The 22,117-nt window shown below is 64.3% G+C and carries 18 protein-coding genes; 17 read left to right on the top strand and 1 reads right to left on the bottom strand.

Translation table 11 applies throughout. The annotated features are described in order from the left end of the window. The first annotated feature begins 62 nt into the window (after nt 1–62). Nucleotides 63–377 carry a putative quinol monooxygenase gene (locus R3X27_RS15255; RefSeq protein ID WP_317709733.1) on the top strand — a complete coding sequence of 105 codons (315 nt, stop codon included), beginning with the start codon at nt 63–65 and terminating at the stop codon, nt 375–377. A gap of 198 nt (nt 378–575) precedes the next feature. Here the strand turns inward: R3X27_RS15255 and R3X27_RS15250 are convergent, their stop codons facing one another. After that, entirely contained in the window at nt 576–1,229 is a 654-nt protein-coding gene (locus tag R3X27_RS15250; RefSeq protein ID WP_317709732.1) for a GntR family transcriptional regulator, read from the bottom strand. A 142-nt stretch (nt 1,230–1,371) separates the two neighbouring features. Here R3X27_RS15250 and dctP point away from each other — a divergent pair, with 142 nt between their 5' ends. The 16 genes from dctP to R3X27_RS15170 all read left to right on the top strand — a co-directional run bounded on the left by dctP (nt 1,372) and on the right by R3X27_RS15170 (nt 22,111). Further along, nucleotides 1,372–2,349 carry a TRAP transporter substrate-binding protein DctP gene (gene dctP, locus R3X27_RS15245; protein WP_411572499.1) on the top strand — a complete coding sequence of 326 codons (978 nt, stop codon included), beginning with the start codon at nt 1,372–1,374 and terminating at the stop codon, nt 2,347–2,349. 75 nt (nt 2,350–2,424) lie between these two features. After that, entirely contained in the window at nt 2,425–2,973 is a 549-nt protein-coding gene (locus tag R3X27_RS15240; RefSeq protein ID WP_317709731.1) for a TRAP transporter small permease, read from the top strand. After that, nucleotides 2,973–4,289 carry a TRAP transporter large permease gene (locus R3X27_RS15235; RefSeq protein WP_317709730.1) on the top strand — a complete coding sequence of 439 codons (1,317 nt, stop codon included), beginning with the start codon at nt 2,973–2,975 and terminating at the stop codon, nt 4,287–4,289. The genes R3X27_RS15240 and R3X27_RS15235 overlap by 1 nt, the downstream gene beginning before the upstream one ends. Nucleotides 4,290–4,815: 526 nt before the next feature. Next, nucleotides 4,816–5,370, top strand: a complete 555-nt coding sequence (locus R3X27_RS15230) for a DUF4255 domain-containing protein (protein ID WP_317709729.1) — start codon at nt 4,816–4,818, stop codon at nt 5,368–5,370. Beyond that, nucleotides 5,367–6,134, top strand: a complete 768-nt coding sequence (locus tag R3X27_RS15225; RefSeq protein ID WP_317709728.1) for a hypothetical protein — start codon at nt 5,367–5,369, stop codon at nt 6,132–6,134. Before R3X27_RS15230 ends, R3X27_RS15225 begins: the two co-directional genes overlap by 4 nt. 75 nt (nt 6,135–6,209) lie before the next feature. Further along, nucleotides 6,210–7,709 carry a phage tail sheath family protein gene (locus tag R3X27_RS15220; protein ID WP_317709727.1) on the top strand — a complete coding sequence of 500 codons (1,500 nt, stop codon included), beginning with the start codon at nt 6,210–6,212 and terminating at the stop codon, nt 7,707–7,709. A gap of 18 nt (nt 7,710–7,727) precedes the next feature. Beyond that, nucleotides 7,728–8,159: a phage tail protein gene (locus R3X27_RS15215; RefSeq protein ID WP_317709726.1), complete on the top strand. Its 432-nt coding sequence runs from the start codon at nt 7,728–7,730 to the stop codon at nt 8,157–8,159. Nucleotides 8,160–8,170: 11 nt separating this feature from the next. Next, nucleotides 8,171–8,647 carry a phage tail protein gene (locus R3X27_RS15210; RefSeq protein ID WP_317709725.1) on the top strand — a complete coding sequence of 159 codons (477 nt, stop codon included), beginning with the start codon at nt 8,171–8,173 and terminating at the stop codon, nt 8,645–8,647. Between the two features lie 2 nt (nt 8,648–8,649). Next, nucleotides 8,650–8,820, top strand: a complete 171-nt coding sequence (locus R3X27_RS15205) for a DUF5908 family protein (RefSeq protein ID WP_317709724.1) — start codon at nt 8,650–8,652, stop codon at nt 8,818–8,820. Beyond that, nucleotides 8,821–9,522, top strand: coding sequence for a hypothetical protein (locus R3X27_RS15200; protein ID WP_317709723.1), 702 nt, complete (start codon nt 8,821–8,823; stop codon nt 9,520–9,522). Next, complete coding sequence (gene vgrG / locus R3X27_RS15195) at nt 9,522–11,252, top strand: type VI secretion system tip protein VgrG (protein WP_317709722.1); 1,731 nt, start codon at nt 9,522–9,524, stop codon at nt 11,250–11,252. Before R3X27_RS15200 ends, vgrG begins: the two co-directional genes overlap by 1 nt. A 12-nt stretch (nt 11,253–11,264) precedes the next feature. Beyond that, nucleotides 11,265–11,558 carry a PAAR domain-containing protein gene (locus R3X27_RS15190; RefSeq protein WP_317709721.1) on the top strand — a complete coding sequence of 98 codons (294 nt, stop codon included), beginning with the start codon at nt 11,265–11,267 and terminating at the stop codon, nt 11,556–11,558. 4 nt (nt 11,559–11,562) lie between these two features. Continuing rightward, nucleotides 11,563–11,958, top strand: a complete 396-nt coding sequence (locus R3X27_RS15185; RefSeq protein ID WP_317709720.1) for a GPW/gp25 family protein — start codon at nt 11,563–11,565, stop codon at nt 11,956–11,958. Further along, nucleotides 11,955–15,641 carry a hypothetical protein gene (locus R3X27_RS15180; protein ID WP_317709719.1) on the top strand — a complete coding sequence of 1,229 codons (3,687 nt, stop codon included), beginning with the start codon at nt 11,955–11,957 and terminating at the stop codon, nt 15,639–15,641. Before R3X27_RS15185 ends, R3X27_RS15180 begins: the two co-directional genes overlap by 4 nt. Next, nucleotides 15,638–18,706: a hypothetical protein gene (locus tag R3X27_RS15175; RefSeq protein ID WP_317709718.1), complete on the top strand. Its 3,069-nt coding sequence runs from the start codon at nt 15,638–15,640 to the stop codon at nt 18,704–18,706. The genes R3X27_RS15180 and R3X27_RS15175 overlap by 4 nt, the downstream gene beginning before the upstream one ends. 12 nt (nt 18,707–18,718) lie before the next feature. Continuing rightward, complete coding sequence (locus R3X27_RS15170; RefSeq protein WP_317709717.1) at nt 18,719–22,111, top strand: carboxypeptidase-like regulatory domain-containing protein; 3,393 nt, start codon at nt 18,719–18,721, stop codon at nt 22,109–22,111. The last annotated feature ends 6 nt before the right edge of the window (nt 22,112–22,117 follow it).

The following is a 22,117-nucleotide window of genomic DNA, read 5'->3' as shown; positions in this document are numbered from 1 at the left end:
AACCCGCGGGCTCGGACGATACTGTCCCGGCAAGTATCAGACGCAGTTAGGGAAAACCGGCAATGTCCATCGTCCACGTCCTGGCCTTCATCACCACCAAACCCGGCCAGCGGGAAGCTGTCCTGGAAAAATTCAACGCCAATGTTCCGGCCGTGTTGGCGGAGAATGGCTGCATCGCCTACGAGGCGACAATTGACACGAAGGACGCCGGCCCCATCCAGACCGCCGTGGGCCCGGACACGTTCGTTGTTGTCGAAAAATGGGCCAGCCTTGAAACGCTCGCCGCGCATGGCGCTTCCGCGCATATGAAAGCCTATGGCGAAAGCACCAAGGATATGGTTGCCGACCGCGCGATCCACGTCCTGTCTGCGACCTGAGCACAGCCCTTTCGAGCTTCGTCGGAAACACCGGACAAGATCGTCACGGCCGCCTGGAGCCGTGCGACCATGACGTGTCGGGCGACCAAAACAGCGCCGCGCAACGGTTCCTGTGGATGCGGGGACCGTGTGAAACCTTATTTTTCCATGGAGTCAGGCTGGGGCGTCGAGTCGGGAAAGACGCGTTGACGGGTCTCCCTATCCCAGGTGTCTAAGGCCCGCCATCAGGCTGTGAAACTTCTCGCCCTGCACGGCGACGTGGTCGCGCATCGCCTGTGCGGCGGCGTCGGCGTCGTTCTGCGCGATGCTCTGGACGATGGTTTCGTGTTCGCGCAGGGATTCCTTCATGCGCCCACGGACGCCAAGTTGCTTGCGGCGAAATGGCGTGAGCCGTTTCTGCAAACGTTTGGTTTCCCGTCTGAGAAATCCGTTTCCGGCTTCCAGGTAGATGATCTGATGGAAGCACTCGTTCTCGGCGTAATAGGTGTCGCTGTCGCAGGAGCCGACTGCGTCGCGACATTTGTTATTGGCATCCATCAGACGCTCGAGGCCATCCTCCGTGATCCTGCGCGCCGCAAGACGGGCGCAGGAGGCTTCCAGTTCCGCCATGACTTCGAACATCTCCATGAGATCCAGCGGTCCCAGTTGATGAACGAATGCTCCCCGGCGCGGCACAAGTTCCACGAGCCCCGATTGCGCAAGCCTTTGCAGCGCTTCGCGAAGCGGTGTGCGCGAGACATCGAAACGGTCGGCAAGGCGCACCTCGTCCAGCTTCTCGCCATTGGAGAATGTGCCATCGAAAATGAGGTCTTCGAGTTCGTGAACGATGTTTTCGACGCGCGAGGAAGTCATGGCCAAAGTCTATCCTGACAAACCAAAAATGCAATTGGGCTTATCTTGCATGCAGGATCGTTGACTCAAAATACATCTGCCACATAATGCCCGTGTGAACCGATACCCATCGGTTCACCAAAGGGAGGACATCGTGAAAATCATACTTGGAACCGCTGCGGCGGCTATTTCTATTGCATTCGCGGGATCGGTGGCGGGGGCGACCGAACTTCGCCTGTCTCACCAATGGTCCAACAAGGACGTGCGCCATCAGGTGGCGCAGATCGTGGCCGATGAGGTTGCCGCCGCCGATGTGGATCTGGAGATCAAGATCTTCGGCTCCAAGTCACTGTTCGCGCCGCGCGAACAGTACAAGCCGCTCAGCCGCGGACAGTTGGACATGACGGTCCTGCCGCTCAGCTATGCCGGTGGCCAACAGCCGGCCTACAACCTGACGCTGATGCCGGGGCTGGTGAAGAACCACGACCACGCGGCGCGCCTGAGTGACAGCCCCTTCATGGAGGCACTCGAGGCCAAGATGGCCGAAGACGATGTGATGGTGCTGGTGCACGGCTATCTTGCGGGCGGGTTTGCCGGCAAGGACAAGTGCATCACCGGACCGGACGACGTGAAGGGGCTCCAGACCCGTGCTGCCGGCAAGAGCTTCGAGCTGATGTTGGCGGGCGCTGGCGCGTCGATTGCATCCATGGCGTCATCCGAAATCTACAACGCGATGCAGACGGGCGTTCTCAACGCGGCGAATACATCGTCGTCGTCCTTCGTGTCCTACAGGATCTACGAACAGGTTTCCTGCTACACCCCGGCCTCCGATATCGCGCTGTGGTTCATGTACCAGCCACTGCTGATGAACAAATCCGCCTTCGAGGACCTGTCGGAAGAGCAACAGGCTGCGCTGCTGGCAGGGGCCGAGAAAGCCGAAGCGCATTATCTCGCCGAGGCAAAGAAGCAGGATGCGGCATCCGTCGAGGTCTTCAAGGAAGCCGGTGTCGAGATCGCCGAGATGAGCGCGGAGGATTTCGAAGCCTGGCGCGCGATCGCCCAGGACACCTCCTACAAGTCCTTCGTGGAAGAGGTTCCGGACGGGCAGGCGTTGCTCGACCTCGCTCTCGCCGTCGAGTGATCGCGTCTTGAGACAGTCGGGGCGGCGCCGCGCCGCCCCGCGACAAACAAGCAAAAGAAATCCCCGGAGACATCCATGGCGAGCCACAGCTCAGCAGCCGTTGCACGTACAGGGAACAACCCGTTCCTGAAAACCGTGGCAGCCCTTTCCACCCTCGCCGGATGGTGTTCCGCCGGCATGATCGTCGCAGCCGTCGCGATCACTTGCCAGATGATCGTCATCCGGTTTGTCTTCAACGGGTCCACCGTCTGGCAGACCGAGGCCGTGATCTATCTCATCATCGCGGCCACCCTCGTGGGCCTGCCTTATGTCCAGCGTTTGCGGGGCCATGTGAACGTGGACCTTGTCCCGATCTCGTTGGCGCCCAGGGCGCGGTTCGCAATGGCGATCCTGACGTCGGTTCTGTCCATCGCCATCGTGTCAGTGATGTTCTGGTATGGTTTCGAATACTGGCACTTTGCATGGGATCGCGGCTGGAGATCCGACACTGTGTGGGGCGTCAAACTCTGGATCCCCTATCTCGCCCTTCCCATCGGGTTCGGGTTGTTCCTGCTGCAACTGATCGCCGACCTCGTGGCCTTGCTTCTGGGGATTGAGAAGCCCTTCGGCCTGGAGATCGGTTGATGGATCCGCTTACACTTGGCGCGCTTGTTGCCCTTGTCACCATTCTCGTGCTGTTTTCCGGCGTCTCGGTCGCGATCGGGCTGCTGATCGTTTCAGCCGGGTTCCTGATCATCTTCGACGGCATGCGCTCTCTGGAACTCATGCCCGAGATCCTGTTCGGAAAGCTCGACAATTTCGCGCTGCTCTCGATCCCGATGTTCATCATCATGGGCTCCTCCATTGCCTCGACCCGTGCGGGCGCAGACCTTTACGAGGCGCTGGAGCGCTGGCTTTCCCGGGTGCCGGGCGGCCTGGTGGTGTCGAATCTCGGGGCCTGCGCCCTGTTTGCCGCCATGTCCGGCTCCAGCCCCGCCACCTGTGCGGCCATTGGCAAGATGGGCATTCCCGAGATGCGCAAGCGCGGCTATCCGGACGGCGTCGCCGCGGGCTCTGTTGCCGCGGGAGGGACGCTGGGCATCCTGATCCCGCCCTCGGTCACCATGATCGTCTATGGTATCGCCACGGAGACCTCGATCGGCAGGCTGTTCCTTGCCGGCGTCTTTCCGGGGTTGATGCTGGTGGGGCTCTTCATGGCGTGGTCGCTCTACTCGACCTGGCGCTCGGGTGAGGCCTCCCGGCTCAGTGCCGGCAGCTACACATGGGCCGAACGTTTCGAGATCCTGCCCCGCGTCCTGCCTTTCCTGGCGATCATTCTCGGCGTGCTCTACGCCATGTATGGGGGCATCGCGACACCGTCGGAAACGGCCGCAGTGGGGGCTCTGCTGTGTCTGCTGATTGCCATGATCATCTACAAGCTCTGGCATCCCGCCGAGCTCTGGGTCGTCCTGCGGGACAGCACCAAGGAATCGGTGATGATCCTGTTCATCATCGCGGCGGCCGGCGTCTTCAGCTACATGCTGTCGAGCCTCTTCATCACGCAGTCGATCGCCGAGTGGATCGGAACATTCGATGTGAACCGATGGGTTCTGATGGGGGCGGTAAACGTCTTCCTGCTGATTGCCGGGTTCTTCCTGCCGCCGGTTGCGGTCATCCTGATGGCCGCTCCGATCCTGCTGCCGATCATCACCAGCGCCGGGTTCGATCCGATCTGGTTCGCGGTTGTGCTGACCATCAATATGGAGATCGGCCTGATCTCCCCGCCGGTCGGACTGAACCTCTATGTCATCAACGGGATCGCGCCCGATATCCCGCTCAAGACCATCCTGCTCGGTTCGTTGCCCTTCGTGGCCTGCATGGTGATCGCCATCATCCTGCTCTGCCTCTTCCCCGGTATCGCGACATGGCTGCCCAATGCCGTCATGGGAACATCGATCTGACGTCTTGGCGCTCCCGGCGTCGACCCGATTTGATCGAAGCTGACCCGTTTCGGGGGACGTGAAACCCGGTGCCGGGGTCGCTATCCCGGCCGTCGCTCGGACCCATTCAAACGGCGTTTCGCCGGATCTTCCCGGCGGTCGGGCATGTCGGGCAAACCTGCTTGCCACGGGGCAGGGGGCCGGGCAGCCCCGCTGCGGGATCGCCCTCAGAATCGTCCGGCCTTAGAAATTTGCGACCGATACGCTCTGCTCCCGTGGCATCGCCTCGACACAGTAAGAGAGACAGCTCTCCTGCTATTAAAAGAGGCGCGGACGAATTTGCCTTTTATCACCGATCTTTATGTCCCGATACGCAATGCGGAATTGAGCCGAGAAAAGATTGCCAATCCGGGATGCACAAAGCCGATATCATGTCAAGGTTGACAATAAATACAATTGGGCGAAGCTGTACCTCTATATTTTGAGTCAGCCATAGCGCGCTGAGTATTGTTCGACCATTTGTGCTTTTGGGTGTGGTTTAGGGATTATGATTGGAGATGCGCTTGAATATGTCCGGCGTGAGCTCAGGACACATTTGGACGTCTCGGACGGTGAGGTGCGGATCGATTCCGCACGATCGCTGAACGAGGCGGGGCCGCAAGGCGCGCTGATTACCCTGCTGAACATCGAAGAAGAGGCAGCTTTGCGCAATACGCGTCAAAGCATTGAATTGGGTGGATCGCCGCATTACCGCGAACCATCGGTATTCATGAATATTTATCTTCTTTTCAGCTTTGATTTCATAGATTACGGCGCCTGTCTCCTGAATCTTTCGCGCACAATCGAGATGTTTCAGCATCGCCGTTTCCTGAGTGCAGCAAATGCGAATCCGGCTCTGATTTTTCCGAGCGGAATCGAGAGGTTAATCTTCGAACATCACAATATGAGCTTCGAAGCGCTCAACAATGTGTGGTCGGTGCTCGGCGGCGAGCATTACCCGTCGGTGATCTACAAGGTGCGCTTGCTGGAACTGCGGGATGTTCAGCCAACGGTCGAGGCCGATGCAATCACGCGCATCGACCTTGAAACGGTGCGGCGATGAGCTTTTCGATCGCAGCACAGCGGTTCATGTCGGTGTCGTTCCAGGATGATGCGGGGGCCGCGATAAGCGACTTCACTCTGCAACCGACGCGGCGGACTGTCGGGCTGATGAACGATCATGGCATCCTGTTTCGCCAGGTGACCGGGGGGATGGCGCTGTATTACACGACAAACCCATTCGCGACGCCGCCACTCACATCTCCGATCGGCGATCGGGTGCGGTTCAGCTTTTCCCTGACCGCCGCGGCAGGAGATCCCGGCCTGCGCTATGATGGGATGAGCGGCGCGGGCGGGTCGCACCTGTTGCTCGACAATCTCGACGGGGCGGGCACGATCCAACCGGCGGGACCGATCACCACGGCGGCGCAGGTCGGGTCCGGCGAGCATATCTATGCCGGACCGCGCGCCTATCCGGTGCAGCTGGACCTCACGGGCGGCATCCCGGCCGTGATCGAGGCGCAGGACCGTTTCACCGGCACCGTTGCGGCGAGCACGCCCGTGAATGACCCATTGGCGGAGCCGCCGGTTGCGCCGCCTCCGGGGAGCAGCGCGATCTTCGCCACTGTCGACATTCCCGAAAGCCGGGCTGGGGCGCTCCAGCTGGTGACGCCCGCACCGGGCACGCTCAATCGTTTGATTTACGCCGATGACGACGTCGCCGCAGACCGCGCGATCGGCATCGTCGATCTGTATTGGACCGGGCCGCAAAGCACGGCCCCGGCCAATACAGGCACCGCATATACCGCCGCTTTCCAGCGACGTTGATGACGAACTCCCGGGTTTTACGGGAGAAAGATTGATTTTCATGGGCGCGGAGCGCCTGCCTGTTGGAGGAAGACCATGCGCACATTGACGACCCCCGGCGTTTTCGTGGAAGAGATCGCCTCGTTTCCGCCCTCGGTGGCTCCTGTTGCAACCGCGGTGCCCGGATTCATCGGGCACACCCGGCAGGCGGTGGACCTGAATGGCGATGACCTTACCAACGTTCCCCGGCGCATAACCTCGCTGCTGGAATATGAGCGGATGTTCGGCCGGCCCGCGGCGGCGGCGGTGTCGGTGCAGGTCACCAAGCGGGTCAGCGCGGCGGGCGCGATCCTCGGCGTGAATGTCGGTTTCGCGACCCCGCCGCCGGCGCTGCCGCCCAACATGATGTATTACGCGATGCAGCACTATTTCGCGAATGGCGGCGGCCCCTGTTACGTGCTGTCCATCGCGGACGAGACAACGGCCCGGACCGAAGGGCGCTACACCACGGCGCTCACGACGCTGCAATCGGTGGACGAGGTCACGCTGATCCTGTTCCCGGACGCGATCTCGCTGGCCAACGCGACGCAGCATGGCAATATCATGGTCGCGGCGCTGCAATCCTGCGCCGCGACACAGGACCGGATCGCCGTGGCGGATGTGTTCGGCGCCGATGGAGCAGCACCCGATCCCTTCACCGTGGGGACGGCTTTCCGAACGAACGTGGGCTCCAATTCCGAGGACCTGCTGAAATATGGCTGCGCCTATTACCCCTACCTGCGGACCTCGCTGCCGCGGATCGTCGAGGACAGCACCATCACCATCGCGGGGGCATCGGAGCTGATAACCGTTGCCGATGACGGCACCGAAACGACGGCCGCGCTGTTCGATACCGATGCGGACACCGTGGGGGACGACACCACGCTGGACGCTGACGTCGTGCAGGGCACGGCAACGACCCCCGGCGACAAGGCGGTTCTGAACGCGGTGCGCGCCTTCCTGACCTCGGACTACGTCACCCTGCCGCCCTCGGCCGCGGTGGCCGGTGCCATCGCCCGGCAGGACCGGCTGAAGGGGGTGCATTATGCACCGGCAAATATCGGCCTCTTCAACACGCTCGGGCCGGTGGTGCCGATCACGAATGACCTGAACGGGCGGTTGAACGTGGATGCCACGGGCGGCAAATCGATCAACGTGATCCGCACTTTCACCGGCAAGGGGACGCTGATCTGGGGCGCGCGCACGCTTGCGGGCAATTCCAACGACAATCGCTATCTCAATGTGCGTCGGTTCCTGAACTTCGCCGAGGAAAGCATCGAGAAGGCCGTCGGCGCCTTCGTCTTCGCACCCAATGACGCCAATACATGGGTGCGGGTCCGCTCGATGATCGAGAATTTCCTGACCAACCAATGGGCGGCGGGCGCGCTTGTCGGGCCGAAGCCCGAGGACGCCTTCCAGGTGCAGGTGGGCCTGAACCAGACGATGACGTTCGATGACATCCTCAACGGGTTGATGATCGTCCGCGTCGGGCTCGCGATCAGCCGGCCGGCGGAGTTCATCGTTCTGCAATTCGAACAGATCCAGCAACAGGCGTGATAGGGCGGGACACAAGACATGGAAAACTATCCTCTTCCGAAATTCCACTTCCGGGTCGAATGGGGCGGTGCCCGCATCGGCTTCACCGAGGTCTCCGGTCTCGATGTGGAAACCGAGATCATCGAGTATCGCACCGGCGATCAGCCGGAATATTCCAAGATGAAGATCCCCGGCATGCAGAAATACTCCAACGTCACGTTGAAGCGCGGCGTGGTGCAGGCGGATAACGAGTATTTCAACTGGTGGAACACCGTGGCGCTCAACAAGGTCGAGCGGCGCGACATCACCATCAGCCTGCTCAACGAAGAGCACGCGCCGGTCATGGTCTGGAAGCTGAAGAACGCCTGGGCGTCCAAGATCCAGTCCACCGACCTGAAGGCGGATGGCAACGAGACGGCGATCGAAAGTGTCGAGATCGTCTATGATTCCATGAGTATCCAGAACGAGTAGGCGCGGGCAGGATGGTCGACGAGACGCTCCCCATAAACTACCCCTACCAGCCGCCTGTCGGGTTCCACTTCCGGGTGGAGTTTGACCTCGGCGATGCGGGCGAGCAGGACATTCGCTTCCGCGAAGTGTCGGGCCTGTCGATGGAGCTGGAGGAAGAGACCTTCAACGAGGGCGGTGAGAACCGTTTCACGCACAAATTCCCGGTGCGCGGCCGCTATCCCGACCTCGTGCTCAAACGCGGGCTGATCCGCGACAGCGCGGTGTCCAAATGGTTGCAGGATGCGCTGGTCAACCCGATCACCGTGCCGTTCGTGCTGCCGACAACTGTCTGGGTCACACTGCTCAACGACGCGCATGAACCGCTGGAGACCTACACGGTGGTCAATGCCTGGCCCAAGAAGTGGTCTGTCTCCGATTTCAACGCCGAAGCCAGCGAATACGTCACCGAGACGCTCGAGCTGGCCTATGCCTATTTCAGGGTGAACTGAGCATGCCGGTTTTCATCAACGAGATCGTGTTTCGCGGCCGCGTCGAGGAGGCGGAGAAGCCGAAACCCGAGGCAGAGCGCACGCGCACCGACTGGGTGCGCGACCGGGACCGGATCATCGCCGATGCGGTGGCCGAGGTGCTTCGCCAGCTTGACCGGCAGGGGAGCAGGTAGATGGACGGTGCGCTGCTGAAGCTGACAATCCTTCCCTTCCTGACCTCGCGCACCTTCGCGGGCGGCCCGCCCTCCGGCCCGCCTTTCGTGGCGCAGTTCAACCCGACGGAGCTGACCGACAGCTACGAGGTCAATTTCCAGAACGAGACCAAGCAGGGCGATAGCGGCGAGCCGGCCAAGCAATATTACATCAAGCCGCGCAATTTCACCTTCGAGCTGATGCTGGACGGCTCCGGCGTGACTTCGGCCACCGGCTTTCCGGAGAACCTGCCGTCCACGCCGGCCTCGGTCATCGGACAGATCGAGCTGTTCAAGCTGACCACGGGCTATAACGGCAAGATCCATCGCAACCCCTATCTGCTGCTTGTCTGGGGGCCGTTCTTCGTCACCTCGGTGCTGGAGAGCTATTCGATCAACTACAAGATCTTCAACTCCATCGGCCTGCCGGTGCGGGCGATCCTCTCGGCGACCTTCCGGGAGCATAAGGACGACGTGCTGGGCAACCTGCTGGACAATCGCAGCTCGCCCGATGTCGCGCATGCGCATCTGACAGGCGAGGGGGATACGCTGCCGAACGTGGTCAACGAGGTCTATCGCGATCCGGGGCGCTATATCGACGTGGCGCGGGCCAACGGGCTGAACACGGTGCGGGCGCTGGAAACGGGCAGCGAGATCGTGATGCCCCCGGTGAGGTCGGCCTGATGCTTCTCGATCTCACACAACAGGACAGCTCGACCCCGAGTTTCAGCATTCTCGTCGATGGGACGGATATCAGTGAAGACCTGTCATTGATCTCGCTGGAAATCTGCCGCGCGCTGGATCGGATCCCATACGCACAGCTGGTCCTGCGGGACGGCGACGCGGCCACCCAGACTTTCGAGCTAAGCGAAGGGCCGCTCCTGCCGCCCGGCGCGCCGATCGAGCTGCTCCTGGGGTACAATCAGGCGGATGAGACCGTCTTCAAGGGCACGATCACGCGGCAGCGGCTGGACGCGCCGCTGGGCGGGTCGACCCGGCTCCTCATCGAGGCCAAGCATGACGCCTTCAAGATGGCGCATGCCCGCAAGAGCCGGGTCTGGCAGGAGGTGACGGATGCGGATGCGCTCGCGGAGATTGCCGATGCGCATGGGCTGGGCTTCGATGGCCTGACGCCCGTGACCCGCCCGAGCCTCGTGCAGCACCAGGCGACGGATTGGGACTTCATGGTGATGCGCGCGCAGATGGTCGGGCAGGCGGTGCTGGCAGCTGATGACGGGTTGCAGCTCGTGGTGCCGGGGCCCGCGGCGCCCGAGGCGACGGTGGCCTATGGCGCGGATGTCTTTGCGCTGGAGATGGAGTTGGATGCCGAGCGCCAGCCTGCATCGGTGCAATCGGGCGCATGGACGGCAGCGGATGCGGCGGTGACCACGGCCGAGAGCGAGGGACCGCCCTTCGTCGGGCCGGGGAACACGGATTACGGCGCGTTGGGCGAGATCGGCGGAGACGATCCGCATGAGCGGACGAGCGGCGCGCGCGATCAGGCGGAACTGGATGACTGGGCCGGGGCCACGGGGGTGCGGCGGCGCTTGTCGGCGGTGCGGGGCGTGCTGGAGGTGCAGGGCAAGGCGACCTACCAGCCGGGCATGACGATCCAGCTGGAGGGCATGGGCGCGCGGTTCAACGGGCCGGCCTATGTGGCGGGTGTGCGCCATCAGTTCTCGCGCGGGGACTTTCGGACCTTCCTCCAGGTGGGGATCGAGCCCGAGTTTCATCGCGAGCGGGTCGATGTCGAGGCGCCGGCGGCGGCCGGGCTGCTGCCGGGCATCCGTGGCCTGCAGATCGGGACGGTGGATGCGCTGGAAGGCGATCCGGCGGGCGAGGAGCGCGTCGCCGTTCTGCTCGCGACGGACACGGAGACGGCCGAGACCGTCTGGGCGCGCCCGCTCTCGATCGGCGGCGGGGCGGAGCGCGGGCTGGTCCTGCTGCCGGAGATCGGCGACGAGGTGTTGCTGGGGTTCCTCGATGGCGATCCGCGCGATCCGATGCTGCTCGGAGGGCTGCACAGCTCTGCCAGCGCGAGCCCCTATCCGGGCGCCGATGACAACCACGTCAAGGGGCTGGCCTCGCGCGCCGGAATGAAGATCTCCTTCGACGACGATACCGTCGCCCTGACGCTCGAGACGCCCGGTGGACACAAGCTGGTGCTGGATGACGATGCCGGCAGCGTCCTGATCGAGGATTCGAATGGCAACACGGTCGAGCTGAGCTCCGACGGCGTCAGCGTCAGCGCGCAGGGGGATCTGACCCTGGGGGCGACAGGCGACATCAACCTCGAAGGCACGAATATCAGCATCGCGGCCAATGCCGAGGTGAAGGCCGAAGGCTCTGCGGGCGCCAAGCTCCTGAGCAGCGGACAGACCACCATCGAAGGCTCCTTGGTGACGATCAACTAGGAAGGGAAGGCTATGCCGCCTGCAGCACGCGTTGGAGACAATCATGTTTGCCCCCAGGTCACACCGGGCGGCACCCCGCATGTGGGCGGCCCGATCATCGGGCCCGGCGTTCCGACCGTCCAGATCGGCGGGCAACCGGCGTCAGTGGTGGGCGACAGCTGCACCTGCGCTGGTCCGCCCGACACGATCACCGCGGGGTCCGGGACGGTCAAGATCGGCGGTGCGGGCGCGGTGCGGCTGGGCGACAGCACCGCGCATGGCGGAACGGTCATCGGGACCGGGGCAACAGTGATGATCGGGGGTTGAGCGTATGGGTATCGAAGATCCGTTCATCGGTCAGGGCTGGTCCTTCCCGCCGCGTTTCGAGGCGGGCGAGGTCGAGGTCACGGGCGGTCAACACAGCATCACCGAAAGCCTGCGCGTGATCGTGGGCACAGGTTTGGGCGAGCGCCTCATGCGACCCGATTTCGGCTGCGCGATGGATGGCGAGGTCTTCGGGCTGATGAACACAAGCCGCATCACCTGGATCGAGAACGTGGTGCGTCAGGCAATCCTGCTGCATGAGCCGCGCATCGACGCGAAGGCTGTCAACGTCACCTCGGACGGGCCGGAAGGCCGGCTGATGGTCGAGGTGATCTATGAAGTGCGGGGCACGAACTCGCGCTTCAACGTGGTTTTCCCCTTCTACCTTGAGGCCGAGACATGAGCACATGTGACCGCAGGGGTGTGTTGAGCCGGTCGGGGACCGCGCAACCGGACCGGGATCCGGTCGAGCGGGATCCGGGGTATTTCCGGCTGGATGAGCGCGATGCGGGGGACCTGATCCTGTTCGGGCGGCGTTTCGCGCGGCATGTGAAATACTATGACCCACAGAACCGCTACACTGCATCCGATCCCGCCTTGCGCGACTGGCTCGCCTTCTTCGAGCGGGACATCTCGGCCATCCTGGCGAGCCTCGCGAAGCTCCCGGTCGTGCCCTTCCGCGCCGCCTTCTCGGATATCCGGACTTTCCTCGAGGAGGACCCGGCGCGGCCCGAAGCGGAGCTCTCCGCGCATCTCAACGCCATCTTCCACCTGCCGCTCACGCTCTATCGCGAGATGGCCGGGCGGATGGCCGTGGTGCCGGCCGAAGATCCGCTCTGGCCGGTCCTGAAACAGCTGAGCCTCTCGGATATCGCCGCGCCGCTGGCCGATTTGGCAGCGTATCATCAGGGCGCCGTCGCGCAGGGATTGTTCACGGCGGATGCGCTCGATCGGAGCGATTTCACGCTGACCGGGCAACCGGGGGTGGGGCCGCGCCTGACGGACCAGGTGGCAGGGTTGCTGCTGTCGGAGGAGGCTTTCGGCGCCATGGCCGTCCCCCAGCGGGCGCTGGCGCATTTCGCGCCGGATGGCTGGGCCGCCTATTACGCGGCTCAGGCGGCCAAAGAAGGCCCCTATGTCGATGCCACCGACAGCTATGGCAAGATTTTCGATGCGTTGAACCACAACCTTCTGGTCTCCACCATCGAGCGGGTGTTTCGCGCCATGGTGCGGGTGCAAGCGGAAGCCAGCGCGCGGCTGACCGAGAGCCTGGAGGCCTTCGCCGGGCACACGCCGCATTACGCGCTCTGGCTTGCCTTCCTGACGATGTTCGACCGCGCACAATCCGAGTTGAACGATTTCACCGGCCGGCATCTGGACTTCTATTACGAAGAAATCCTGCGGCTTGCGCGGCGCGGACCGGAGCCGGATCACGTCCACGTCACCTTCGAGCTTGCCAAGGGGCGCGAGGCGCATCTGTTGCCGGCAGGCACAGGGCTGCGCGCTGGCAAGGACGCGCTGGGCCGGGAGGTCAGCTATGTCACCGACGAGGACATCGTGGTGAACCGCGCCGAGGTCAGCGCGTTGCGCGGCGTGCGGATCGACCGCTGGATGCAGGGCGGCGCGGCGCATGAAACCCTGCGCGCGGCACCGGTCCTGGCCTCGTTGGACGGGCTGGGCGAAGAGGATTTGCCCGAAGAAGCACCGCATTTCGCGCCCTTCGGCTCGGAAATCGCACCTTTCGGGCGCATGGGCCTTGCGGTGTCGCATCGGCAGCTCTTCCTGCGCGAAGGGGAGCGCATCTTGGTCCTGACGGCGACGCTGACCAGCGCGCCGGGCGACGCGAGCGGGCTTGGCGGGATGATGGTGCGCCTGACCGCCGAGGAGGACTGGCTGGAGCTGCGCGCGGGCGACAGCCGGCTGGAGGTGGAACTCGACGGCGCGCGGATCACCGTCACCATCACGCTGGACGGGGCCGACCCGGCGATTGTTCCGCATGATCCCGAGTTGCATGAAGGCCCGTACCCGGCCGACCGTCCGGCGATGGAGCTGCTGTTTGATTTCGACGGCGCGACGGACGCGGCGGCCAAGAGCTTTGCCCGTCTGCGCGGCGCGAGCCTTGCCAATGTCGCGATCCGCTCGGAGGCCTCGAACCTGCGGCAGATGTCCATCCGGGCGGCGGATGGCGTCGCCGACCCCTCCGACAGTTTCATGCCCTTCGGCGTGACACCGCGGATCGGGGCGCGCTGGATCATCGGCTCCTCGGAGCTCTTCGCCAAGCCGCAGGCTGAGATGAAGATCCACGTCACCTGGGCCGAGGCCTACACCCAGGACGGGTTCCTGCGGAACTTGCCCGCGACGAGCTTCGGCATCGGCTTCGAATACCTCCGCGCCGGCAAGTGGCAGGCCTTCGAGAATTACTTCGTGCTGCTGCTTCTTGCTTTGATGGAGGAACTCGGGGAGGAGCAGCCAAGCGAGCTGGGCTTCGAGTCGAAGGACTCGGAGATCTTCGTCGAGACGCCGGGCTTTGCCGCGACCGATGCCGGGCTCGTGCTGGAGGAACCGGCCTACGGGGCGGGCAGTGTCACCGGTTTCATGCGGATCACGCTGGGCAATCACTTCGGCCATGGCGCCTATCTCGATCACAAGACCCAGATCCTGATCGAGAAGGCGAAGCCGACGGCGGACCAGACAGATCTGAAGGATACGACCCGCTACAACTACTCGTCGGATGGCCTCACCGATGATCCCTATGCGCCGGATGTCCTGCCCAAAGAACCTTATACGCCCGAAATCGAGGAGATCGCGCTCAGCTACAAGGCAAAGACGCAGGCGGTGGACGAGATCTGGCATGTCCACCCCTTCGGTGCCGCTGCACGGTCCGCGACCGGGCCGGTGCTGGACCCGACGCCCTTCGAAGGGGCGCTCTATGTCGGTCTCGATGCGCTCGATCCTCCTGAACGGGTGATGCTGCTGGTGCAGGTTGCAGACGGCACGGGCGACCCGCTCCTGGCCGTGCCCGACCTCGATATCAGTTATCTGGGCGCCAGCGATTGGGAACATTTCGTGGCACAGGGCATTGATGACCGCACGAAGGACTTCACGACCTCGGGCGTTCTCGGTCTTGCCGCCCCGCGCGAGGCGCGCCCCGGCGCCGGGTTCATGCCGGCAGGCAAGCACTGGCTGCGGATTGCCGCGCCCGAAAACGCGGGTGCGATAAACCGGGTGCTGACGATCGAGGCGCAGGCCATGCGGGCGACGTTTCAGGACGCGGGCAACGATCCCGCCTTCCTCGAAGTGCCGCTGGAGCCAGAAACGATCTCCAAGCTCAAGCTGCCGGACCGGGCGGTCAAGACCGTGACCCAACCCTTTGCCTCCTTCGGCGGCCGGGGGATGGAAGGCCGCACGGCCTATCACCGTCGCGCCTCGGAACGGTTGCGACATAAAGACCGTGCCGTAACGCTCTGGGATTACGAACATCTCGGGCTGGAGGCCTTCCCGTCGCTCTATCGTATCAAGGCGCTGAACACGACGGAGTTGAAGCGGGTCGGCGGCGTGGTCGTGGCCGATAACGAAGCCGCGCCGGGGGCAGTGACCGTAGTCGCTGTTCCTTACACGCAGGGCCGCAGCCAGCTTGACCCGCTCCGACCTTATACCGACCAGGCGACGCTGACCGCGCTCGATGCGCATCTGCGCCGCCGCCAGTCGCCCTTCATATGCTTCGAGGTCGCCAATCCGAAATTCGAGGAAATCCATGTGGATATGCAGGTGGCCTTCCTGCCGCATATCGCCGATCTCGATTTCTATCGCGACCTGGTGGAGGCTGCGCTGATCGAACACCTAACTCCGTGGCGGCAGGCGGGCGCACAGGGGGTCGAATTCGGCGGGCTGGTCTACAAGTCCACCATCATCGATTTCGTCGAGGAACTGCCCTACGTCGACTACCTTCAGGATGTGCGCATGTTCCACCGGCCGGACCCGAACCAGCCCGGCTGGACAAAGGTCGACGCTGAAATCGCACGGGCCTCGACGGCAAGGTCTGTTCTGGTCTCGGCCGGTGAACATTTGATCGGGGTGCTGTCATGACGTCCGAAGCCTTCATCCCGCGTGTGCAGGTCCTGCCCGGGGCGCAAAACTATGCGGATCTGCGCGCGCTTGGCCTGCGCCGGATACAGGAGCTCTCCGGCGAGATCTGGACCAATCACAACACGCCCGATCCCGGCATCACGATCATGGAAGCGCTGGCCTACGCGATCACCGACCTGGCCTATCGCACCTCCTTCCCGATGCGGGACCTGATGACGGGGCCGGACGGGCGGATCGGTACAGCCGAGGAGACCGGCCTGTTCCCGGCCGAGGAGGTGTTGACCACCACGCCGGTGACCATCGATGACCACCGGCGGCTCCTGCTGCGGATCGAGGGCGTCAAGAACGCCTGGCTCGACCCCATGACAGACCCCGAGCGCGCCAATTTCCGCAGCAGCGAGACGCCGATTCATGCCGACTGCCTCGCCGATGCGCTGTCTCATGAGGCGCTCAATGCCGATGGTGGCGCGAACCATCCCGTGCAGCTCAGCGGTCTCTACGACGTTCTGGTCGAGCTGGAGCTTGACGATACGCTGGGCGCGCTGAGTGAAACCGCGCTGGTCACGACCCTGCGGCAGGGACCGCTCAAGGGGGTGGTGATCTCGATCGACCACGCGACGCCCTTTGGCCCGCCGCAAACCGCGCCGCGCATCGACGGGCCGATCACTCCCACGAGTGTCGAGGCGAGCAACATGACCGCCGTTGGCAACGGTGTCGAATTCGGCGCCGACCTGCGGGCGCTGGACGGGGCGGTGGAAATTGGCGCCGTTGCCGGTCTGGCCATCACTGTTCTGGAGGATCGCCCGCGCCGCGCGCCCGCACCGATCCCGGTCACGCTCGCGGACCTTCGCGCGGCGCTTGAGCTGCCCGGCCCGGACGGCCCGGCGGCCATGTTCCTGCGCAAGCGCGAAGCTCGTCGGCGGGCGATGGTGGCCGTTGAGCGGGTGCTGCACGCCCATCGCCCGCTCTGCGAGGACTACCTGTCCATCGACACGGTGGCCCCGTTCCGCGTGGGCGTTTGCGCCGATATCGACCTGCTCGCCGAGGCCGATCTCGAGGCGGTCGAAGCGACGATCCTGCATGCGATTGCGCAATACCTGAACCCGGCACCGGTCTTCGAGACGCTCGACGTGCTGCTGGCGCGCAACGTCCCGGCGGACGAGATCTTCAACGGTCCCTTTGTCGATTTCGGTTTCGAGGTCGAGGCGCGCGAGGTCTTCACCAAGCCCGGCTTCCTGACAGAGGCGGCGCTGGCGAATTGCGCGCTCCGGAAACGGGTACATGCGTCCGACCTGATCAATATCATCGTCGATCTCGACGGTGTGCGCGGGGTGCGCAACCTCACATTGCGCGGCTATGACGGGCAGGGCGTGCCCATCGGCGAGAGCGAAGCATGGACGCTGGACGTGCCGCCCGGGCACCAGCCCGTGCTGTTCGCCTCCGGGACCAAGCTGCTTCTGTTCAAGAACGAGCTGCCCTATCGCGCGCAGCCGGCCGAAACACAGCAGACGCTGGCGCATTTGCAGGCGCTGGCCCGCTCCGCGCTCTATGTCCCGCCCGATCAGGTCCTGCCGGCGGTGACGGGGCAGTGGCGCGAGCTTGACGCGATCTATTCGGTACAGAACGACCTGCCGCCGATCTACGGCACGAGCGCGGTGGGGCTCGACCCCGATGCGCCCGCCGGGCGGGTTGCACAGGCGCGGCAGCTCAAGGGCTACATGACTTTCTTCGATCAGGCGCTCGCCGATTTTCTCGGTCAACTGACCGCGGCTCGGAAGATGCTCTCGCCGAAGGAGATCGACCGGATGTGGCACAGCCCCTATCTCGACGGGCTGCCGGGGCTGCGGCGGGACTTTCCGGAGGAGTTCTACGTGGACCCGCCGGTGCTCGCCGATGACACCACCCGCACGCGGCTGAACGAGACCGAGGACCAGTTCCTCGACCGTCGCGCCCGCGCGCTCGACCACCTGATCGCGCGGTTCGCCGAGCGTTTCGCGGATTACGCCCTGATGTCCTTCCGCCTGAGCGGCGCCCGGTTGAAGACGGCGCGGGAGTTGCTGACCGACCGGGCCGATTTTCTCGCCGATTACCCCAGGACGAGCCGGGAACGCGGCAAGGGCTACAATCAACGGCCCGAGGACCTGAGCGAGCTCTGGGACAGCGACACCGTGGCTGGGCTGGTGCGGCGGGCAACGCGGCTTCTGGGCATCGATCCGGCGTCCGGGCCGATGGCGCGCGACCTGCATTGCGCGGCACTGGCCGACCAGCTCTTCGCCGCGCGCGCGCTGGCTGGGCAGTTCGTGGCGGTGATCCGGGGGCCGGGCAGCCAGCGGCTTCTGACCTCGGAGGAAACCTTCGTCGATTCCGCTTCGGCGCTGGCGGCGGCACGGGCCTTCGCCTTCGCGCTCACCAGGGCCGAGACCTACGAGGTCGATGCAAGTGCCGGCGTTGGTGCCGTGCGGCTGCGGCTGGTGACAGACGGCGTAACGCTCACCGCCCGGCGACAGTTCGACACCGAACAGGACGCCGTGGCTGCCGCGCGTGCGATTATCGACCGGCATAACGAAGTGCTCGCCTCTGATCTCTGCGACAGCGAGGGCATGCACCTGATCGAGCATCTCCTGCTGCGGCCGCGACGCCCCGGCGACGGGCTGTTCGAGGTCTGCCTCGGCGATGAATGCGATTTCTGCGGCGAGGAGGATCCCTATTCCTTCCGCATCTCGGTCATTCTTCCCTTTTGGCCCGAACGCTTCGCCAATCTCGATTTCCGCCGTTATGCCGAACGGCTGATCCGCGAGGAATGTCCGGCCCATATCCACCCCAGAATCTGCTGGATCGACAATGCGCAGATGGCGGAACTGGATGCCACGCATCGCGCCTGGCGCGTCGCCCGCGCGGCCGACCCCGTCGATTCCGGTGATCTTGGGGCCGCCTCGGACGCGCTGATCGCCCTCATGGATCGGCTGCGGACGATCTACCCGCCCGCCACGCTGCATGACTGCGATGAAGCCGGCGATGATGACAACCTCGTGCGTCTCGGCAGCACGAATCTCGGTCTTTTCTGAAGGAGACATGCCATGACTGTTCAAACCTTCTATCCGATCTTCGAGCACGGTCAGGTGCTGACCTCCAGCCAGCTGAACGACATGGTGGACTATCTGGAACAGCAGGACCGGCTGTCCCGGCGGATGCTGAGCGGGGTCGGGATCGTCTGTGGCTTCGAGCTGGATCGGACGGGACGGCAGGTGGAGATCTCCGGCGGGGTGGCTGTCACCTCCGAAGGCTTCCTCATCACCTCCGGGGCGCAGAGCTATGACCGGGTGCGGCCTTATATCGTTCCGGTGCCGACGGCCGAGGAAGCCACGCCGGCCGAGATCGCCGAGGCACAATATCCCTTCCTGTTCGATGGGGCGGGCAACCAGATCCCGGTGCTTGAACTGATCGACACGGATTTCGTCGCCGCGCCGGGCGAGGACGACCCGCGCGTGATCACCGAACCGGATCTCGGCGAGGCGGTCGTGATGCTGTTTCTCGAAGCGGAGCGGGCGGCGCTGAAGAGCTGTGACGTGAATGATTGCTCCGACAAGGGCGCCGAGCGGCGCTTTGCCTTGCGGCGCCTGCTGCTCACGCGCGCGCAGGCGGAAACCATCCTGGCGCGGGAGGCCGGGATCGCTGCCCGTCCCGTCGATCTCGGGCGACACCCGAGGCTCGAGCTGCCTTACATGCGCGTGGAGAAACTGGCCCTAGCTCGAGAAGGTGTCGACAATTTCGGGGCCCTGGTGCAGCGCATCCTCGTGATCGCCCAGCGGCTGAGCGGGGAATTGCCGGGGGCTTTGCGCGATGCCTATGCCGCCTATGACTACCTGCTGCGCGACCTCTTCGAAGACGGCGCAAACCCCTTCCCGGACAGCTATTTCAGCAATGTCTGGGGGCAGCTCGCGAACAATATCTTCCTTGTGCAGTATTTCTACGACTACATGCGCGACGCCTCGATGGCCTATAACGAGTTCACGCAGGCGGCGATGCGCTTCGAGGCGGAGTGCCAGCCCGACATGGAGCGATTCCCGCGCCATGTGCTGCTGGGCGATCTCCGCGACGCGCCGGACGCCTTTGCCACCAGCTTTGCCACCGCCGCGGATGTGGCCGCCTTCAGCCCGCAAAGCGCCAACAGCGGGGCAGGACTTTCGATCCGGCCACCCTTGCGACGGACGCATTTCATCCCGTCGCCCGCTCATGACGGCACCGGGTTGGCGGATCTGCGGGCGCTCTTCCTGCGGATGCACCTGCTTGCCTATAACTTCAACCTGCAGGGCCGCCTGACCGCGCCGATCCGCATCACGCCGGACCGCCATGCCAGGGCGCCGCTCTCCGAACGCGCCATCCCTTATCACTATGACTTCAGCACGTCGTCGGACCTGTTCCGAAACTGGTCGCCACGTAAGACCCGCGAGAACCTGCTGAACACGGTCCATTCCTACGAGTTCAACCCGCCAACCGCGTCGCACCCGCTGTTCTTCCGCATCGACGATCAGGAGTTCTACCGGATCGAGGGGGTCGTGGGCAAACCGCTGGGCACGGCCATGGCCGAACTGATCGCGTGGAAGCGGGAGCTGGCGCTGAGCTTCGGGATCGAGCCGGTCTATATGCGGCTCTCCACCGGGGCGGAGGACGATGTCGGCCGGGAGATCGATATCGAAGCGCTGGCGGTCCTCGCGCAGGTGCTGCGCAAGCTGCTGCTCTGCCGGATGTCGGATTTCGACGCGCTCCTGCTCACGCTTCTCAAGACGCTCTTCGCGCTCCTCGTGTTCATCGTGCGCGCGATCGGGCAGGCAATCGCGCGGTTGCAGGCCGAGATCGATGCCGCGGGAGACGACACGCCCGCCACCCCCGGCAGTGCGGTCATTGGCAATATCGCCGCCAGCGACCTTGTGCTCCTGAATCGGGGCGAGGTGAATGTTGCCAGCGTTGCTCTCAACGAGATCGCGGCGCGACGCTTCCTCGTCGATCTGCCGCCGCAGGACCAGGAAAAACTCAAGCAGGACGCGGTCCTTATACAGACCCAACTCAAGGGCCAGGGATTCGCGCGGGGAGCGGCGATCTCGCTTGCCGTGCCCGAGGCGCAGGCAGGCAGCATCGCCAATGTCTACAGCGCTGTCAGGGACGACGCGGCCGGTGGCAACCTCTTTGACCGAACGCAGACCTTCGTCACCCGTGCCGGCGGCGGCGAGGCGGAAACGCAGGTGGTCTATGCGCAGGTGGCGATGCTCGATCAGGGCGACCAGCTGATGCAGGTGCTGAACGTGGACCGGCTCGCGGATTTCGACACGGGTGCGTTCGATCAGGCCTATCGCGGCTTTGCCGGGGCCTATCGCAACTACGCCCAGATTGTCGGTGCTATGCCGGAGAAGGCGGGCACCACGCCCGAGGCGACCTTGCAGGTCAGCTCGGCGGCCAATGCCGTGGCCTCCGACAGTACGGCCTTTGCTGTGTCCAACCTGCAGGACGAGATAGGGCGGGTCGTGGCCGGTGTTCTGAGCGGGCTGACGCTCGACGGGTTCGCGAAGCGTCATCCGGGGCTGGAACACAGCGCCGGTGTGCCGAAGGGCGGCACGTTCGTGCTTGCCTATGTGGGACGAGCCGAGTTGGAGCGGCATCTTGCGGCCATCGCCGGCAAGTTCAGCGCACGCAGCGACGCTGTTGCCGGTATCCTCGGGCGCGGCGTGGCAGTGAATTTGGGCAACAGTCTGACCGAGCTGCGCAAGACCCTTGCCGGGCGGACCGAGGAGCAGTTCGACAATTACGTCGTGATGGCCGATTTCTGCCTGCCTTACAAATGCTGCGACAGCGACTGCTCGGACGTAGAGCTTTCGGACATGATCCTTGCCGACCCGTTCGGTCGCGCGGTGGCGCCCGCGCCGATGGCCGTCCCGCCAGTTCGGCCGTCGACAGGCAGCGACCCGATCCGACCGCCGTTCGATGGCGGAGGGTTCGAACTGCCGCCGCCAGTGGTCTTCGTCGCCCCGCCCCGGCTCGACCGCGTCGTGGTCGCGGATCTCAATCGGTTCGAGAGACCGCCCGGCGTGACGGAGCTGCTGGCGGACCGTTTCCGGCGCGTGGACCCCGTCCCGACCGATGATCCTGCGCCAACGGACGATCCCGCGCCTGATCCGGTCGTGAACCGGCCAACGCGCCCGACGACGCGGGAGAGTGCGCTGCTCTCCGGCCAGGTCGTGACGGGGACCGGGCGCCTCCCGCGGCCCGTGCCGAACGCTCAGATCGTGGCCGAGCCCGAGGGGGGCAGAGAGGTCGTCGCGACCGCCGATGCGCGCGGCAATTTCAGGATCGAGGTTCCGGCCGGGAGCCTCGCCATTCGCGCCGTGCTGCGCGGTTTCACGGGCCGCCGGCAGACCCTGGTGCTGGAACCGGGCGAGGCGCGGGAGCTGACCCTGCGCCTCACGGCACGGAGCTAGGGCGGG

This window comes from Tropicimonas sp. TH_r6 (genome assembly GCF_033101155.1).
Classification (GTDB): Bacteria; Pseudomonadota; Alphaproteobacteria; order Rhodobacterales; family Rhodobacteraceae; genus Tropicimonas.
The sequence above is the reverse complement of the archived record's forward strand: the minus strand, read 5'-3'. Positions and strand labels throughout refer to the sequence as shown.